Genomic DNA, 16775 nt, shown 5'->3' on the forward strand with positions numbered 1-16775 from the left:
AGCCCTTACTTGGAGTAGAGCTCGACAATCAGGCTTTCGTTGATGTCGGCGGACAGATCACTGCGAGCTGGAACGTTCTTGAAAACGCCCGACTTCTTCTCAGTGTCTACTTCTACCCATTCTACGCGGCCACGTTGGGCACACAGATCGAGAGCTTGGACAATGCGAAGTTGGTTCTTTGCTTTCTCGCGAATCGCGACCACGTCACCAGCACGAACCTGGTAAGACGGTACGTTTACGGTCTGACCGTTAACGCTGACGGATTTGTGCGATACCAGCTGACGGGATTCGGCACGAGTAGAGCCAAAACCCATACGGTATACAACGTTGTCCAAACGGCATTCGAGCAGTTGCAGCAGGTTTTCACCGGTTGCACCTTTCTTGCCAGCAGCTTCTTTATAGTAGCCGCTGAATTGACGCTCGAGAACGCCGTAGATACGACGGACCTTCTGCTTTTCACGCAGTTGGGTGCCGTAATCGGACTGGCGACCGCGGCGTTGGCCGTGGATACCAGGTGCTGCTTCAATGTTGCACTTCGATTCGATCGCGCGCACGCCGCTCTTCAGAAAGAGATCGGTGCCTTCGCGACGAGCGAGTTTGCATTTTGGACCAATGTAACGAGCCATTCTTTACAATCTCCTGGATTACACGCGGCGCTTCTTCGGCGGACGGCACCCGTTGTGCGGGATTGGCGTCACGTCGGTGATGCTGGCGATCTTGTAGCCACAGCCGTTCAAAGCGCGGACTGCGGATTCACGACCTGGGCCTGGACCTTTGACGTTAACGTCGAGGTTTTTCAGACCGTATTCCAGCGCAGCTTGGCCAGCACGTTCAGCAGCTACTTGAGCAGCAAACGGGGTGGACTTGCGGGAACCGCGGAAACCCGAACCACCGGAGGTAGCCCAGGAAAGAGCGTTGCCTTGACGGTCGGTGATGGTCACGATTGTGTTGTTAAAAGATGCATGGATGTGGGCGATGCCATCAACCACTGTCTTTTTAACTTTTTTACGAGGACGAGCAGCAGGTTTAGCCATGATTAATTTCCTGTCGATTCGCTGGGGCGATTACTTGCGGATCGGCTTACGCGGACCTTTACGGGTACGCGCGTTAGTCTTGGTACGCTGACCGCGTACTGGAAGACCACGACGATGACGCAGACCGCGATAGCAACCGAGGTCCATCAAACGCTTGATTTTCATGTTGATTTCGCGACGCAGGTCACCTTCAGTGGTGAACTTCGCCACTTCGCCACGCAGCTGTTCAATCTGCTCGTCGCTCAGATCTTTGATCTTTGCGGCTGGGTTTACCCCAGTCACTGCACAGATCTTCTGTGCAGTAGTGCGACCAACACCATAGATGTAGGTCAGCGAGATAACAGTATGCTTGTTATCTGGAATGTTAACGCCTGCAATACGGGCCATTCAGTGGGACTCCAATTGACAGCTACCTACGCCCCGGAAGCCAAGAAATAGGGCGCGAGATAATATCGCTGTAATAACAAATAATCAACCCGGTAGCGCACTAGCTACCGGGCTTGAAGCACAATCACACTCAGCCTTGGCGCTGTTTGTGACGCGGTTCCGCGCTGCAAATTACTCGAACAACACCTTCGCGGCGAATAATCTTGCAGTTACGGCACAGCTTTTTCACCGATGCACGAACTTTCATCACCAACTCCTCGAACCTTATGGGTACTCAGCGCAACATGCCGCTGCCGTAACCCTTCAGGTTGGCTTTCTTCATCAGGGATTCGTACTGGTGCGAAACGAGGTGCGATTGTACTTGGGACATGAAGTCCATCACAACCACGACGACGATCAGCAACGAGGTCCCGCCAAGGTAGAACGGTACGTTTGCTGCAACCACCAGGAACTGGGGCAACAGGCACACGGCCGTCATGTAAAGAGCACCGAACATGGTCAAGCGAGTCAGAACGCCATCAATGTAGCGCGCAGACTGCTCACCTGGACGGATGCCCGGAATAAAGGCACCGGACTTCTTCAGGTTTTCCGCTACGTCTTTCGGATTGAACATCAACGCCGTATAGAAGAAGCAGAAGAAAATAATCCCTGCACTAAACAGCAGAATATTCAACGGCTGACCAGGAGCGATCGACTGCGAGATGTCCTGCAACCAGCCCATACCTTCAGACTGACCGAACCAGGCACCCAACGAAGCCGGGAACAGCAAAATGCTGCTCGCGAAAATGGCCGGAATAACACCGGCCATGTTCACCTTCAGCGGCAAGTGGCTAGTCTGCGCAGCAAAGACCTTACGGCCCTGCTGACGCTTGGCGTAGTGAACAGCAATACGACGCTGACCACGCTCAATGAACACCACGAAACCGATAATCGCTACTGCCAGCAAACCGATGGCAACCAAGGCGAAGATGTTGATATCGCCCTGACGTGCAGACTCGAAAGACTGCCCGATCGCTCTCGGAAGACCGGCGACGATACCCGAAAAAATCAACATCGAGATACCGTTGCCAACACCACGCTCAGTAATCTGCTCACCCAGCCACATCATGAACATCGCACCAGCCACAAAAGTGGATACCGCGACGAAATGGAAGCCAAAGTCACCAGTGAACGCAACGCCCTGCCCTGCCAGACCAATGGACATGCCAATTGCCTGAACGAGAGCGAGGACGACAGTGCCGTAGCGGGTGTACTGGCTGATCTTGCGACGGCCAGCTTCACCTTCCTTCTTCAACTGCTCCAGCTGCGGGCTGACGGCGGTCATCAGCTGCATGATGATCGATGCCGAAATGTACGGCATGATCCCCAGTGCAAAGATGCTCATCCGTTCCAGCGCGCCGCCGGAAAACATGTTGAACAAGCTAAGAATGGTCCCCTCATTCTGTCGAAACAGGTCCGCGAGTCGGTCCGGGTTGATACCTGGAACCGGGATGTGTGCGCCTATTCGGTAGACGATAATCGCCAGGAACAGAAAACGCAGACGAGCCCAGAGTTCAGACATACCGCCTTTGCCGAGCGCAGAGAGAGCACCTTGCTTAGCCATTTATTCCTCGAACTTGCCGCCAGCTGCTTCGATAGCCGCACGCGCACCTTTGGTGGCGCCGATTCCCTTTCCGATGGTGACAGCGCGAGTAACTTCGCCGGACAGCATGATTTTCACACGCTGTACGTTGACGTTGATCACGTTGGCATCTTTCAGGGACTGCACGGTGACGATGTCGCCTTCCACTTTAGCCAGCTCGGACAAACGCACTTCTGCGCGATCCATGGCTTTCAGGGAAACGAAACCGAACTTCGGCAGGCGACGATGCAGCGGCTGTTGACCGCCTTCAAAGCCTGGAGCAATGGTGCCACCGGAGCGGGAGGACTGACCTTTGTGGCCACGGCCACCGGTCTTGCCCAAACCACTACCGATACCACGGCCCGGACGATGCTTTTCGCGACGGGAACCCGGCGCTGGACTCAGATCATTGAGTTTCATCGATTAACCCTCGACACGCAGCATGTAGTAAGCCTTGTTGATCATCCCGCGATTCTCGGGAGTATCCTGGACTTCTACAGTGTGACCGATGCGACGCAGACCAAGACCCTTAACGCACAGTTTGTGGTTAGGGATACGGCCGGTCATGCTTTTGATCAGCGTAACTTTAACGGTAGCCATGATCAGAAGATCTCCTTGACGCTTTTGCCACGCTTGGCGGCAATGGATTCAGGAGACTGCATAGCTTTCAAACCTTTGAAAGTGGCGTGAACCACGTTTACCGGGTTAGTCGAGCCGTAGCACTTGGCCAGAACGTTCTGAACGCCAGCAACTTCGAGGACAGCACGCATAGCGCCGCCAGCGATGATACCGGTACCTTCAGAAGCAGGCTGCATGTACACCTTCGAAGCGCCGTGACCGGACTTCATTGCGTACTGCAGAGTGGTGCCGTTCAGATCAACTTGGATCATGTTGCGGCGAGCAGCTTCCATTGCCTTCTGGATCGCAGCAGGCACTTCACGCGACTTGCCACGGCCGAAGCCAACACGCCCTTTACCATCACCAACCACGGTCAACGCGGTGAAAGTGAAGATACGGCCGCCTTTAACGGTTTTGGCTACGCGGTTAACTTGAACCAGCTTCTCGATGTAGCCTTCGTCGCGCTTTTGGTCGTTATTTGACATAACTTAGAACTCCAGCCCAGCTTCACGAGCAGCATCAGCCAGCGCCTTGACGCGACCGTGGTACTTGAAGCCAGAGCGGTCGAAAGCCACCTGCGAGACGCCAGCGGCTTTAGCACGCGTAGCGACCAGCTGGCCAACCTTAGTGGCCGCGTCGATGTTGCCAGTGGCGCCATCACGCAGTTCTTTATCCAAAGTCGAGGCAGATGCCAGGACTTTGTTGCCGTCGGCCGAAATGACCTGGGCGTAGATGTGCTGCGACGAGCGGAACACGCAGAGACGCACGACTTCGAGTTCGTGCATTTTCAGGCGTGCTTTGCGAGCGCGACGCAGTCGAGTAACTTTTTTGTCGGTCATTTGCTATGCCCTACTTCTTCTTGGCTTCTTTACGACGGACGACTTCGTCCGCGTAGCGCACACCTTTGCCTTTGTACGGCTCTGGTGGACGGAAGTCGCGGATCTCGGCGGCCACTTGACCTACCAGCTGCTTATCGATGCCCTTGATCAGGATATCGGTCTGGCTAGGAGTCTCAGCGGTGATGCCTTCCGGCAGTTCATAATCCACTGGGTGCGAGAAGCCAAGAGCCAGGTTCAGCACTGTGCCTTTTGCTTGCGCTTTGTAACCAACACCGACCAGCTGGAGCTTGCGCTCGAAGCCTTGGCTTACGCCTTGGACCATGTTGTTTACCAACGCACGAGTGGTACCAGCCATTGCGCGAGTTTGTTGATCGCCATTGCGAGCAGCGAAACGCAGCTCACCAGCTTCTTCAACGATCTCAACGGACGAATGGATGTTCAGTTCGAGAGTGCCCTTGGCACCCTTCACCGAAAGCTGTTGGCCTGCGAATTTGACTTCGACACCGGCTGGCAGCTTAACGGGGTTCTTAGCGACGCGTGACATGCTTATCCCCCCTTAGAACACAGTGCAAAGAACTTCGCCGCCGACACCGGCAGCGCGCGCAGCACGATCCGTCATCACACCTTTGTTGGTGGAGACGATAGACACACCGAGACCGCCACGAACTTTTGGCAGATCATCGACGGACTTGTACTGACGCAGGCCTGGACGGCTAACGCGCTTCACTTCCTCGATGACCGGACGGCCTTCGAAGTACTTCAGCTCGATGGACAGCAGTGGTTTGATTTCGCTGCTGATCTGATAACCCGCAATGTAACCTTCGTCCTTCAGGACTTTGGCAACAGCTACCTTCAAAGTAGAAGATGGCATGCTTACGACGGACTTTTCAGCCATCTGGGCATTACGGATTCGAGTTAGCATGTCCGCTAACGGGTCCTGCATACTCATGGGCTAGACGCTCCTAATACAAAAAAATTAGCCTTGCGGCTACTACGTGTCGCCGAGCTCATCCATGCGGAAAAAGCACGGGCTCAGGCGAGCCGGGTATTCTAGACACACCCCACAAATGAATCAAGCCCCAAAAGGGGCTTGATTCAAGTTCAAGGTCACCGGCGGTCAGGATCTTGCGAACCCGAACACCGAGACTTTGATAGTGCTTACCAGCTGGCTTTAACCAGACCAGGTACGTCACCACGCATTGCAGCTTCACGCAGTTTGTTACGGCCGAGGCCGAACTTGCGGTAAACGCCGTGTGGACGACCGGTCAGGCGGCAGCGGTTACGCATGCGCGAGGCGCTTGCGTCACGTGGCTGCTTCTGCAGAGCTACTGTAGCTTCCCAGCGTGCTTCTGGACTTGCGTTCAGATCAACGATGATAGCTTTCAGTGCTGCACGCTTTTTGGCGTACTTGGCAACCGTGAGCTGACGCTTCAGCTCGCGGTTTTTCATGCTCATCTTGGCCATTTTCCTACTCCAATCAGTTGCGGAACGGGAATTTGAAAGCACGCAACAGGGCGCGACCTTCATCATCGTTCTTGGCAGTGGTGGTCAGGGTAATGTCCAGACCGCGGAGAGCATCGATCTTGTCGTAGTCGATTTCCGGGAAGATGATCTGCTCTTTAACGCCCATGCTGTAGTTACCACGACCATCGAAGGACTTGGCATTCAGGCCGCGGAAGTCGCGAACCCGAGGCAGGGAGATCGACAGCAGACGATCCAGGAACTCGTACATACGCTCACGGCGCAGGGTCACTTTGACGCCGATCGGCCAACCTTCACGGACTTTAAAGCCAGCGATGGATTTCCGAGCGTAGGTCACAACGACTTTCTGGCCGGTGATCTTTTCCAGGTCGGCAACAGCGTGCTCGATGACTTTTTTGTCACCGACCGCTTCGCCCAGACCCATGTTCAGGGTGATTTTTGTAACGCGTGGAACTTCCATCACGTTCGAAAGCTTAAGTTCTTCCTTAAGTTTCGGTGCGATTTCCTTCCAGTAAATCTCTTTTAGTCGTGCCATGGTCTTCTACCTAGCAGTGTTCAAGCATCAACCGCTTTTTGGGTCGACTTGAAGACACGAATTTTCTTGCCGTCTTCTACTTTGAAACCAACGCGGTCAGCCTTGTTGGTTTCGCCGTTGAAAATGGCGACGTTAGAAGCGTCCAGTGGAGCTTCTTTTTCGACGATACCGCCTTGTACGCCCGACATCGGGTTAGGCTTGGTATGACGCTTAACCAGGTTCAGACCGCCAATAACCAGACGGTTATTAGCGAGAACCTTAAGCACCTTACCGCGCTTCCCTTTGTCTTTGCCGGCGATCACGATGATCTCGTCGTCACGACGAATCTTTTGCATGTCGGATCTCCTTACAGCACTTCTGGGGCGAGCGAGACGATCTTCATGAACTTCTCAGTACGAAGTTCACGGGTCACTGGCCCAAAGATACGGGTGCCGATCGGCTCTTGCTTGTTGTTCAGAAGAACAGCAGCGTTGCCATCAAAGCGGATAATGGAGCCATCAGCACGACGTACGCCGTGACGAGTGCGGACTACAACAGCAGTCATCACTTGGCCTTTTTTCACTTTACCGCGAGGAATTGCTTCCTTCACGGTAACTTTGATGATGTCACCGATACCAGCGTAACGACGATGGGAGCCACCCAGCACCTTGATGCACATAACACGGCGAGCGCCGCTGTTATCGGCCACATCGAGCATGGATTGAGTCTGAATCATATAATTTCTCCGACCCCTAGTCCTTAGACTTCCACAGCGCGTTCGAGAACATCAACCAGCGCCCAAGACTTGGTCTTGGCCAAAGGACGAGTTTCACGAATAGTGACTTTGTCGCCGATGTGGCACTGATTGGTTTCGTCGTGCGCGTGCAGCTTAGTCGAACGCTTAACGTATTTACCGTAGATCGGGTGCTTAACGCGACGCTCGATCAGTACGGTGATGGTTTTGTCCATCTTGTCGCTGACAACACGGCCAGTCAGCGTACGGACAGTTTTTTCGGCTTCAGCCATGATTACTTACCTGCCTGCTGGTTGAGCACAGTCTTCACGCGAGCGATGTCACGCTTAACTTGCGAGAGCAGATGAGACTGCCCCAACTGGCCAGTTGCTTTCTGCATACGCAGATTGAACTGGTCGCGCAGCAAGCCGAGCAGTTGCTCGTTCAGCTGCTGTGCGGATTTTTCACGAAGTTCATTCGCTTTCATCACATCACCGTCCGTTTAACAAAGGCGGTGGCGAGCGGCAGCTTTGCAGCAGCCAGGGCAAAAGCCTCACGCGCCAGCTCTTCAGAAACACCCTCGATTTCATACAGGACTTTGCCTGGCTGAATCTGGGCAACCCAGTACTCCACACTACCCTTACCTTTACCCATCCGAACTTCGAGGGGCTTTTTGGAAATAGGCTTGTCCGGGAATACACGGATCCAGATCTTGCCGCCACGTTTAACGTGACGGGTCAGAGCACGACGCGCTGACTCAATCTGACGAGCGGTGAGACGACCACGAGCTACAGACTTCAGCGCATATTCGCCGAAGCTGACTTTGCTACCGCGCTGAGCCAGACCACGGTTGTGGCCTGTCATCTGCTTGCGGAACTTCGTACGCTTTGGTTGCAACATTTGGCGTACCCCTTACTTAGCAGCTTTTTTACGAGGCGCTGGTGCTTGTGGTTTCAGTTCTTCTTGGCGACCACCAATTACTTCGCCTTTGAAGATCCAAACCTTTACACCGATCACACCGTAAGTGGTGTGAGCTTCGTAGTTGGCATAGTCGATGTCGGCACGCAGGGTGTGCAGTGGCACACGACCTTCGCGATACCATTCAGTACGTGCGATTTCAGCACCGCCGAGACGACCGCTCACTTGGATTTTGATGCCTTTGGCACCAATGCGCATGGCGTTCTGAACAGCGCGCTTCATAGCGCGACGGAACATTACGCGACGCTCCAGCTGCTGAGCTACGCTCTGCGCAACCAGCATACCGTCGAGCTCCGGCTTGCGGATCTCTTCGATATTGATGTGCACAGGCACACCCATTTGCTTGGTCAGGTCCTGACGCAGTTTCTCAACATCTTCACCTTTCTTCCCGATAACAATACCTGGACGAGCGGTGTGGATGGTGATACGTGCAGTCTGAGCCGGACGATGGATATCGATACGGCTTACGGACGCGCTTTTTAGTTTGTCTTGGAGATACTCACGCACCTTCAGATCAGCGAACAAATAGTCCGCATAAGTCCGACCGTCTGCGTACCAGACGGAGGTGTGCTCCTTGACGATTCCCAGGCGAATGCCAATGGGATGTACTTTCTGACCCATCTCTTCGACTCCGTTACTTGTCAGCAACCTTGACAGTGATATGGCAAGACCGCTTGACGATGCGATCAGCACGGCCTTTGGCACGCGGCATGATGCGCTTCAGCGAACGCCCTTCGTTGACGAAAACGGTGCTGACTTTAAGGTCATCAACGTCTGCGCCTTCGTTATGCTCGGCGTTGGCTACGGCCGACTCCAGCACTTTCTTCATGATCTCGGCGGCTTTCTTACTGCTGAAAGCCAACAAGTTGAGCGCTTCGCCCACCTTCTTCCCGCGGATCTGGTCGGCGACCAAGCGGGCTTTCTGGGCGGAGATTCGAGCGCCCGACAACTTAGCGGCTACTTCCATTTCCTAACCCCTTAACGCTTGGCTTTCTTGTCTGCCACGTGCCCACGATAAGTGCGGGTACCGGCGAACTCGCCCAGTTTGTGGCCGACCATGTCTTCGTTAACGAGAACTGGGACGTGTTGACGACCGTTGTGTACTGCGATGGTCAAACCGACCATTTGTGGCAGGATCATCGAACGACGCGACCAGGTTTTCACCGGTTTGCGATCATTCTTTTCCGCCGCCACTTCGATCTTCTTCAGTAGGTGAAGATCGATAAAAGGACCTTTTTTCAGAGAACGTGGCACTGTCGTATCCCTCTATTTACTTGCGACGACGGACGATCATTTTGTCGGTACGCTTATTACCACGAGTCTTCGCGCCCTTAGTCGGGAAGCCCCATGGCGATACCGGATGACGACCACCAGAGGTACGACCTTCACCACCACCATGTGGGTGGTCAACCGGGTTCATGGCAACACCACGAACGGTTGGGCGAACGCCACGCCAGCGTTTGGCACCAGCTTTACCCAGCGAACGCAGGCTGTGCTCGGAGTTCGAGACTTCACCCAGGGTCGCGCGGCATTCAGCCAGCACTTTACGCATCTCACCAGAACGCAGACGCAGGGTCACGTAGACACCTTCACGAGCGATCAGCTGAGCCGAAGCACCAGCGGAACGAGCGATTTGGGCGCCTTTACCTGGCTTCAATTCGATGCCGTGTACGGTGCTACCAACTGGAATGTTACGCAGTTGCAGAGCGTTGCCCGGCTTGATCGGTGCCAGAGCACCTGCGATCAGCTGGTCACCAGCACTCACGCCTTTAGGGGCGATGATGTAGCGACGCTCGCCATCTGCGTACAGCAGCAGAGCGATGTGAGCAGTACGGTTTGGATCGTATTCAATACGCTCGACAGTGGCAGAGATGCCATCTTTGTCGTTGCGACGGAAATCGACCAGACGATAATGCTGCTTATGGCCACCACCGATGTGACGAGTGGTAATACGACCATTGTTGTTACGACCACCAGTCTTCGATTTTTTCTCGAGCAGCGGTGCGTGAGGAGCGCCTTTATGCAGCTCCTGGTTGACCACCTTGACCACAAAACGGCGGCCAGGGGAAGTCGGTTTGCATTTAACGATTGCCATGATGCACCCCTTCCTTACTCAGCACTGCTGCTGAAATCGAGATCTTGGCCTGGCTGAAGGGAGATAACTGCCTTCTTCCAGTCATTACGCTTGCCCAGACCGCGAGCAGTGCGCTTGCTCTTACCCAGAACATTCAGGGTAGTAACACGCTCTACTTTCACGCTGAACAGGCTTTCGACGGCCTTCTTGATTTCCAGCTTGGTTGCGTCAGTTGCAACCTTGAAAACGAACTGGCCCTTCTTGTCAGCCAGAACCGTAGCCTTCTCGGAAACGTGCGGGCCAAGCAGAACTTTAAATACGCGTTCCTGGTTCATCCCAGCAGCTCCTCGAATTTCTTCACGGCCGACACGGTGATCAACACCTTGTCGTATGCGATCAGACTAACTGGATCGGAACCTTGCACGTCACGGACATCAACGTGTGGCAGGTTACGAGCAGCCAGGTACAGGTTCTGATCAACGACTTCAGACACGATCAAGACGTCAGTCAAGCCCATGCCGGTCAGTTTGTTCAGCAGATCTTTGGTCTTCGGTGCATCAACAGCGAAGTCCTGAACCACTACCAGACGATCAGTACGCACCAGCTCAGCAAGGATGGAACGCATTGCTGCGCGATACATCTTCTTGTTCAGCTTCTGGGTGTGATCCTGAGGACGAGCTGCGAAAGTGGTACCGCCGCCACGCCAGATTGGGCTACGGATAGTACCGGCACGAGCACGGCCAGTACCTTTCTGACGCCATGGGCGCTTACCGCCACCACGAACGTCGGAACGGGTCTTTTGCTGCTTGGAACCCTGACGACCGCCAGCCATGTAGGCCACGACTGCCTGGTGAACCAGCGTCTCGTTGAATTCGCCGCCAAATGTCAGTTCGGAAACTTCGATCGCTTGAGCGTCATTTACATTTAATTGCATGTCAGCTTCCCCTTAACCGCGAGCCTTGGCTGCTGGACGTACAACCAAGTTGCCGCCAGTAGCGCCAGGAACAGCGCCCTTGACCAACAACAGATTGCGTTCAGCGTCCACGCGCACTACTTCGAGGGACTGCACGGTCACGCGCTCAGCGCCCATATGACCGGACATTTTTTTGCCCTTGAATACACGACCAGGAGTCTGGCACTGGCCGATAGAGCCTGGAACGCGGTGGGACACGGAGTTACCGTGGGTATTATCTTGCCCGCGGAAGTTCCAACGCTTGATCGTACCCTGGAAGCCTTTACCTTTGGACTGACCGGTTACATCAACCAGTTGACCAGCAGCGAAGATTTCAGCGTTGATCAGATCGCCGGCCTGGTACTCGCCTTCTTCAAGGCGGAATTCCATTACGGTACGACCAGCGGCAACGTTCGCCTTAGCGAAGTGGCCAGCTTGAGCAGCTGTAACACGCGAAGCACGACGTTCACCGACAGTGACTTGCACTGCACGATAGCCATCGGTTTCTTCAGTTTTGAACTGGGTGACGCGATTCGGTTCGATCTCAATGACCGTGACCGGAATGGAGACACCTTCTTCGGTGAAAATACGGGTCATACCGCATTTACGACCGACTACACCAATAGTCATGTTGTAAACCTCATGAGTGTACGGGGCTTTCACCCGCTATGGCCGCCCATTTCAGAGCGTTACACGACTAAGACCGAGTCTTAGCCGAGGCTGATCTGCACTTCCACACCGGCCGCAAGATCAAGCTTCATAAGAGCATCAACGGTTTTATCCGTTGGCTGGACGATGTCCAGTACGCGCTTATGAGTACGGATCTCGTACTGGTCACGCGCGTCTTTGTTGACGTGCGGGGAGACCAGAACGGTGAACCGCTCTTTACGGGTAGGCAGTGGAATTGGACCACGCACTTGAGCACCAGTACGTTTCGCGGTTTCCACGATTTCCTGGGTGGATTGGTCGATCAGGCGATGGTCAAAAGCCTTCAACCTGATACGGATTTGCTGATTTTGCATTGGATTTCAGACTCCGGCTGCTATTCCCACCGAGCGCAATACGCCCGTTAAAAGGAGGCGCAATTCTATAGACGCCCCAGATAGGTGTCAACCCAATAAAAAAGCCCCCGCTAAGCGGAGGCTTTTTCAACTCATCAAGCCGACTCTAAAAGAGACTTACTCGATGATTTTGGCTACGACGCCAGCGCCGACGGTACGACCGCCTTCACGGATAGCGAAACGCAGACCATCTTCCATCGCGATGGTTTTGATCAGGGTAACAGTCATCTGAATGTTGTCACCTGGCATTACCATTTCAACGCCTTCTGGCAGCTCGCAGTTACCAGTCACGTCAGTAGTACGGAAGTAGAACTGTGGACGGTAGCCTTTGAAGAACGGAGTATGACGACCGCCTTCTTCCTTGCTCAGAACATAAACTTCTGCGGTGAACTTGGTGTGCGGCTTAACCGAACCCGGCTTAACCAGAACCTGACCACGCTCAACGTCGTCACGCTTGGTGCCACGCAGCAGAACGCCGCAGTTCTCGCCAGCACGACCTTCGTCGAGCAGTTTGCGGAACATTTCAACGCCGGTGCAAGTGGTGACGGTAGTGTCACGCAGACCAACGATTTCCAGCGGATCCTGAACGCGAACGATACCGCGCTCGATACGACCAGTCACAACAGTACCGCGACCGGAGATCGAGAATACGTCTTCGATTGGCATCAGGAACGGCTTGTCGGTCAGACGAACTGGTTCTGGGATGTAGCTGTCCAGAGTTTCAACCAGTTTACGAACGGCAGTGGTGCCCATTTCGTTGTCGTCTTTGCCTTCCAGCGCCATACGAGCCGAACCGATGATGATTGGAGTGTCATCGCCCGGGAAGTCGTAGGTGGACAGCAGGTCGCGAACTTCCATCTCAACCAGTTCCAGCAGTTCAGCGTCGTCTACCAGGTCAGCCTTGTTCAGGAAAACCACGATGTACGGAACGCCTACCTGACGAGACAGCAGGATGTGCTCACGGGTTTGCGGCATCGGACCATCAGCGGCCGAGCAAACCAGGATAGCGCCGTCCATTTGAGCAGCACCGGTGATCATGTTCTTCACATAGTCAGCGTGACCTGGGCAGTCAACGTGAGCGTAGTGACGGATCTTCGAGTTGTACTCAACGTGCGCGGTGTTGATGGTGATACCGCGAGCTTTTTCTTCTGGCGCGCTGTCGATCTTATCGAAATCAACGATAGCCGAACCGAAAACCTCGGAGCAAACACGAGTCAGAGCAGCAGTCAGAGTGGTTTTACCGTGGTCAACGTGACCAATGGTACCAACGTTGACGTGCGGTAGGGAACGATCAAATTTTTCTTTAGCCACGACAATTAACTCCTTGCCTAAAGGACTGAATCAGCCTTGTTTTTTGGTAACGGTTTCGACGATGTGCGACGGAGCCGTATTGTATTTTTTGAATTCCATAGAGTAGCTTGCGCGACCCTGGGACATGGAACGAACATCGGTCGCATAACCGAACATCTCGCCCAACGGAACTTCGGCGCGAATTACCTTGCCGGAGACCGTGTCTTCCATACCCAAAATCATGCCGCGACGACGGTTAAGGTCGCCCATCACGTCACCCATATAGTCTTCAGGCGTAACAACCTCTACCGCCATGATCGGCTCAAGCAACTCACCACCGCCCTTCTGGGCCAGTTGCTTGGTCGCCATGGAAGCAGCCACTTTAAACGCCATCTCGTTGGAGTCGACGTCGTGGTAAGAACCATCAAACACGGTAGCCTTCAGGCCGATCAGCGGATAGCCGGCAACAACGCCGTTCTTCATCTGCTCTTCGATACCCTTCTGGATCGCCGGGATGTATTCCTTAGGAACCACACCACCCACGACTTCGTTCACGAATTGCAGACCTTCCTGACCTTCGTCAGCAGGAGCAAAACGAATCCAGCAATGGCCGAACTGGCCACGACCGCCGGATTGACGAACGAATTTGCCTTCGATTTCACAGTTCTTCGTGATGCGCTCACGATAGGAAACCTGAGGCTTACCAATGTTGGCTTCGACGTTGAACTCACGGCGCATCCGGTCAACCAGGATGTCCAGGTGCAGTTCGCCCATGCCAGAGATGATCGTTTGACCAGTCTCTTCATCGGTTTTGACGCGGAAAGACGGATCTTCCTGAGCAAGCTTGCCCAGAGCGATACCCATTTTTTCCTGGTCATCCTTGGTCTTAGGCTCTACGGCAACCGAAATAACCGGCTCCGGGAAGTCCATGCGAACCAGGATGATTGGCTTGTCAGCGTTGCACAAAGTCTCACCAGTGGTGACGTCCTTCATGCCGATCAAGGCCGCGATGTCACCAGCGCGCACTTCCTTGATTTCTTCACGGGCGTTTGCGTGCATTTGCACCATACGACCCACGCGCTCTTTCTTGCCTTTAACCGAGTTGATCACGCCGTCGCCGGAGGCCAACACGCCCGAGTAAACTCGAACAAAGGTCAAGGTACCCACGAATGGGTCGGTAGCGATCTTGAACGCCAGAGCCGAGAACGGCTCGCTGTCGTCTGCGTGACGCTCCATTTCCCGAGTCTCGTCATCCGGGTCAGTACCCTTGATGGCAGGAATGTCGGTAGGAGCCGGCAGGTAGTCGATAACGGCGTCGAGAACCAGGGGAACACCCTTGTTCTTGAAGGAAGAACCGCAAACAGCCAGAACGATCTCACCAGCGATAGTACGCTGACGCAGAGCGGCCTTGATTTCCGCGTTGGTGAGTTCTTCACCTTCGAGGTACTTGTTCATCAGCTCTTCGCTGGCTTCGGCTGCAGCTTCAATCATGTTGCCGCGCCACTCGTTAGCCAGTTCCTGCAGTTCAGCAGGGATTGGCTCGCGACGCGGAGTCATGCCTTTGTCAGCGTCATTCCAGTAAACAGCTTCCATGGACATCAGATCGATCTGACCCTGGAAGTTGTCTTCGGAACCGATGGCCAACTGGATTGGCACCGGAGTGTGACCCAGACGCTGCTTGATCTGACCGATCACGCGCAGGAAGTTCGCACCAGCACGGTCCATCTTGTTTACGTAAACAAGACGTGGAACGCCGTACTTGTTGGCTTGACGCCATACGGTTTCCGACTGAGGCTCAACACCCGAGGTGCCGCAGAACACAACTACCGCGCCGTCGAGAACACGCAGGGAACGCTCAACTTCAATAGTGAAGTCAACGTGGCCCGGGGTGTCGATGACGTTAAAGCGGTATTGGTCCTTGTGCTGCTTCTCGGAACCCTGCCAGAACGCGGTAATAGCAGCAGAAGTAATGGTAATACCACGCTCCTGCTCCTGAACCATCCAGTCGGTGGTCGCGGCGCCGTCATGCACCTCGCCCATCTTGTGGCTTTTGCCAGTGTAAAAAAGGACGCGCTCGGTGGTGGTGGTCTTACCAGCATCCACGTGAGCAACGATACCAATGTTACGGTAGCGGTTAATCGGTGTAGTACGAGCCATAAAGCCCTCGCAAAATTAGTGACGCTAAAATTAGAAGCGGTAGTGCGAGAAAGCCTTGTTGGCTTCAGCCATACGGTGCACGTCTTCACGCTTCTTAACTGCAGCACCTTTGCCTTCAGCGGCGTCCAGCAGTTCGCCAGCCAAACGCAGAGCCATAGACTTCTCGCCGCGCTTGCGTGCGAAGTCTACCAACCAGCGCATTGCCAGAGCGTTACGACGGGACGGACGAACTTCGACCGGAACCTGGTAAGTAGCACCGCCTACACGGCGCGACTTTACTTCGACCAGCGGAGCGATGGCGTCGAGAGCTTTCTCGAAGATTTCCAGGGGATCGCTGTTCTTGCGTTCTTTAACTTTTTCCAGCGCGCCATAAACGATACGCTCGGCAACGGCTTTCTTGCCGCTTTCCATCACGTGGTTCATGAACTTGGCCAGGATCTGGCTGCCGTATTTTGGATCGTCAAGCACTTCGCGCTTGGCTGCTACGCGTCTTCTTGGCATGGATAAGCCCTCAAACGGTCTTCAGGTTCGCTCGGAATCGGTGCCCTTACGGGACGCCTCCGACCTTACTCTTATCGACTCAGAAAAATAGAAAATCAGTTCTTACAAAAAGCCGCTACTACTTAGGCTTCTTGGTACCGTACTTCGAACGACCCTGGTTACGACCTTTAACGCCGGAAGTATCCAAAGAACCGCGCACGGTGTGGTAACGAACACCTGGCAAGTCTTTTACACGACCGCCGCGGATCAGTACCACGCTGTGCTCTTGCAGGTTGTGGCCTTCACCGCCGATGTACGAGGAAACCTCGAAACCGTTGGTCAGGCGCACACGGCATACTTTACGCAGTGCCGAGTTAGGTTTTTTCGGCGTGGTGGTATACACACGGGTGCATACGCCACGACGTTGCGGGCAGTTCTGCAGCGCAGGCACGTCGGATTTCTCGACGATACGCTTACGCGGCTGACGTACCAGCTGGTTGATAGTTGCCATCTACTAGCTCCACTGTTGTCTTGCGACGCTATTGTCTTGCAAGA

General features: G+C 54.3%; 30 protein-coding genes. All 30 read right to left on the reverse strand.

The annotated features are described in order from the left end of the window. Positions 1-5: 5 nt before the first annotated feature. On the reverse strand, positions 6-626 hold the full coding sequence (gene rpsD / locus LOY55_RS27380; protein WP_003210056.1) for a 30S ribosomal protein S4: 621 nt from the start codon (positions 624-626) through the stop codon (positions 6-8). Between the two features lie 18 nt (positions 627-644). Then, positions 645-1034, reverse strand: coding sequence for a 30S ribosomal protein S11 (gene rpsK / locus LOY55_RS27385; RefSeq protein WP_002555466.1), 390 nt, complete (start codon positions 1032-1034; stop codon positions 645-647). A 30-nt stretch (positions 1035-1064) separates the two neighbouring features. Further along, entirely contained in the window at positions 1065-1421 is a 357-nt protein-coding gene (gene rpsM / locus LOY55_RS27390; RefSeq protein WP_003186020.1) for a 30S ribosomal protein S13, read from the reverse strand. Positions 1422-1551: 130 nt separating this feature from the next. Continuing rightward, entirely contained in the window at positions 1552-1668 is a 117-nt protein-coding gene (gene rpmJ / locus LOY55_RS27395; protein WP_002555468.1) for a 50S ribosomal protein L36, read from the reverse strand. A gap of 27 nt (positions 1669-1695) precedes the next feature. Beyond that, the gene (gene secY / locus LOY55_RS27400; protein WP_003228718.1) at positions 1696-3024 is read right to left on the reverse strand and encodes a preprotein translocase subunit SecY; all 1329 of its coding nucleotides are present in this window, start codon (positions 3022-3024) and stop codon (positions 1696-1698) included. After that, a complete protein-coding gene (rplO, locus tag LOY55_RS27405) occupies positions 3025-3462 on the reverse strand; it encodes a 50S ribosomal protein L15 (protein WP_007896782.1) in 438 nt (145 codons plus the stop codon). 3 nt (positions 3463-3465) lie between these two features. Next, positions 3466-3642: a 50S ribosomal protein L30 gene (gene rpmD / locus LOY55_RS27410; RefSeq protein WP_003176408.1), complete on the reverse strand. Its 177-nt coding sequence runs from the start codon at positions 3640-3642 to the stop codon at positions 3466-3468. A 2-nt stretch (positions 3643-3644) separates the two neighbouring features. After that, positions 3645-4145, reverse strand: a complete 501-nt coding sequence (gene rpsE / locus LOY55_RS27415; RefSeq protein ID WP_007943782.1) for a 30S ribosomal protein S5 — start codon at positions 4143-4145, stop codon at positions 3645-3647. Positions 4146-4148: 3 nt separating this feature from the next. Then, positions 4149-4499, reverse strand: coding sequence for a 50S ribosomal protein L18 (rplR, locus tag LOY55_RS27420; protein WP_003186037.1), 351 nt, complete (start codon positions 4497-4499; stop codon positions 4149-4151). 10 nt (positions 4500-4509) lie between these two features. Beyond that, a complete protein-coding gene (rplF, locus tag LOY55_RS27425; RefSeq protein WP_003176412.1) occupies positions 4510-5043 on the reverse strand; it encodes a 50S ribosomal protein L6 in 534 nt (177 codons plus the stop codon). 12 nt (positions 5044-5055) lie between these two features. Further along, positions 5056-5448: a 30S ribosomal protein S8 gene (gene rpsH / locus LOY55_RS27430; RefSeq protein ID WP_003186040.1), complete on the reverse strand. Its 393-nt coding sequence runs from the start codon at positions 5446-5448 to the stop codon at positions 5056-5058. Between the two features lie 209 nt (positions 5449-5657). Then, the gene (gene rpsN / locus LOY55_RS27435; protein WP_003176414.1) at positions 5658-5963 is read right to left on the reverse strand and encodes a 30S ribosomal protein S14; all 306 of its coding nucleotides are present in this window, start codon (positions 5961-5963) and stop codon (positions 5658-5660) included. A gap of 13 nt (positions 5964-5976) precedes the next feature. Further along, positions 5977-6516 carry a 50S ribosomal protein L5 gene (gene rplE, locus LOY55_RS27440; protein WP_003176415.1) on the reverse strand — a complete coding sequence of 180 codons (540 nt, stop codon included), beginning with the start codon at positions 6514-6516 and terminating at the stop codon, positions 5977-5979. A 20-nt stretch (positions 6517-6536) separates the two neighbouring features. After that, entirely contained in the window at positions 6537-6851 is a 315-nt protein-coding gene (rplX, locus tag LOY55_RS27445; RefSeq protein ID WP_003176416.1) for a 50S ribosomal protein L24, read from the reverse strand. Positions 6852-6862: 11 nt separating this feature from the next. Further along, positions 6863-7231 carry a 50S ribosomal protein L14 gene (gene rplN / locus LOY55_RS27450; protein ID WP_002555479.1) on the reverse strand — a complete coding sequence of 123 codons (369 nt, stop codon included), beginning with the start codon at positions 7229-7231 and terminating at the stop codon, positions 6863-6865. A 23-nt stretch (positions 7232-7254) separates the two neighbouring features. Then, a complete protein-coding gene (gene rpsQ, locus LOY55_RS27455; RefSeq protein WP_003176419.1) occupies positions 7255-7521 on the reverse strand; it encodes a 30S ribosomal protein S17 in 267 nt (88 codons plus the stop codon). A 2-nt stretch (positions 7522-7523) separates the two neighbouring features. Further along, positions 7524-7715 (reverse strand): 50S ribosomal protein L29, encoded by a 192-nt coding sequence (gene rpmC / locus LOY55_RS27460; RefSeq protein WP_002555481.1) that lies wholly within the window; start codon positions 7713-7715, stop codon positions 7524-7526. Next, entirely contained in the window at positions 7715-8128 is a 414-nt protein-coding gene (rplP, locus tag LOY55_RS27465) for a 50S ribosomal protein L16 (protein ID WP_007943783.1), read from the reverse strand. Before rplP ends, rpmC begins: the two co-directional genes overlap by 1 nt. A 12-nt stretch (positions 8129-8140) precedes the next feature. Next, positions 8141-8827, reverse strand: coding sequence for a 30S ribosomal protein S3 (rpsC, locus tag LOY55_RS27470; RefSeq protein ID WP_003176422.1), 687 nt, complete (start codon positions 8825-8827; stop codon positions 8141-8143). A 13-nt stretch (positions 8828-8840) separates the two neighbouring features. Beyond that, positions 8841-9173, reverse strand: coding sequence for a 50S ribosomal protein L22 (gene rplV, locus LOY55_RS27475; RefSeq protein ID WP_003103908.1), 333 nt, complete (start codon positions 9171-9173; stop codon positions 8841-8843). An 11-nt stretch (positions 9174-9184) separates the two neighbouring features. Then, positions 9185-9460: a 30S ribosomal protein S19 gene (gene rpsS / locus LOY55_RS27480; protein WP_002555486.1), complete on the reverse strand. Its 276-nt coding sequence runs from the start codon at positions 9458-9460 to the stop codon at positions 9185-9187. 16 nt (positions 9461-9476) lie between these two features. Continuing rightward, on the reverse strand, positions 9477-10301 hold the full coding sequence (rplB, locus tag LOY55_RS27485) for a 50S ribosomal protein L2 (protein ID WP_003176423.1): 825 nt from the start codon (positions 10299-10301) through the stop codon (positions 9477-9479). A gap of 14 nt (positions 10302-10315) precedes the next feature. Then, the gene (gene rplW / locus LOY55_RS27490; RefSeq protein WP_002555488.1) at positions 10316-10615 is read right to left on the reverse strand and encodes a 50S ribosomal protein L23; all 300 of its coding nucleotides are present in this window, start codon (positions 10613-10615) and stop codon (positions 10316-10318) included. Beyond that, positions 10612-11214 (reverse strand): 50S ribosomal protein L4, encoded by a 603-nt coding sequence (gene rplD / locus LOY55_RS27495; protein ID WP_007896707.1) that lies wholly within the window; start codon positions 11212-11214, stop codon positions 10612-10614. Before rplD ends, rplW begins: the two co-directional genes overlap by 4 nt. 12 nt (positions 11215-11226) lie before the next feature. Beyond that, positions 11227-11862 (reverse strand): 50S ribosomal protein L3, encoded by a 636-nt coding sequence (gene rplC, locus LOY55_RS27500; RefSeq protein ID WP_003186059.1) that lies wholly within the window; start codon positions 11860-11862, stop codon positions 11227-11229. Between the two features lie 80 nt (positions 11863-11942). Beyond that, positions 11943-12254, reverse strand: a complete 312-nt coding sequence (gene rpsJ, locus LOY55_RS27505) for a 30S ribosomal protein S10 (RefSeq protein WP_003186070.1) — start codon at positions 12252-12254, stop codon at positions 11943-11945. A 156-nt stretch (positions 12255-12410) separates the two neighbouring features. After that, positions 12411-13604, reverse strand: coding sequence for an elongation factor Tu (gene tuf, locus LOY55_RS27510; RefSeq protein WP_027924378.1), 1194 nt, complete (start codon positions 13602-13604; stop codon positions 12411-12413). Positions 13605-13634: 30 nt separating this feature from the next. Continuing rightward, positions 13635-15740: an elongation factor G gene (fusA, locus tag LOY55_RS27515; protein ID WP_046033381.1), complete on the reverse strand. Its 2106-nt coding sequence runs from the start codon at positions 15738-15740 to the stop codon at positions 13635-13637. A 30-nt stretch (positions 15741-15770) separates the two neighbouring features. Then, entirely contained in the window at positions 15771-16241 is a 471-nt protein-coding gene (rpsG, locus tag LOY55_RS27520) for a 30S ribosomal protein S7 (protein WP_002555493.1), read from the reverse strand. 118 nt (positions 16242-16359) lie between these two features. After that, positions 16360-16731 (reverse strand): 30S ribosomal protein S12, encoded by a 372-nt coding sequence (gene rpsL, locus LOY55_RS27525; protein WP_002555494.1) that lies wholly within the window; start codon positions 16729-16731, stop codon positions 16360-16362. Positions 16732-16775: the final 44 nt, after the last annotated feature.

It is taken from the genome of Pseudomonas sp. B21-040 (assembly GCF_024748695.1).
GTDB lineage: Bacteria > Pseudomonadota > Gammaproteobacteria > Pseudomonadales > Pseudomonadaceae > Aquipseudomonas.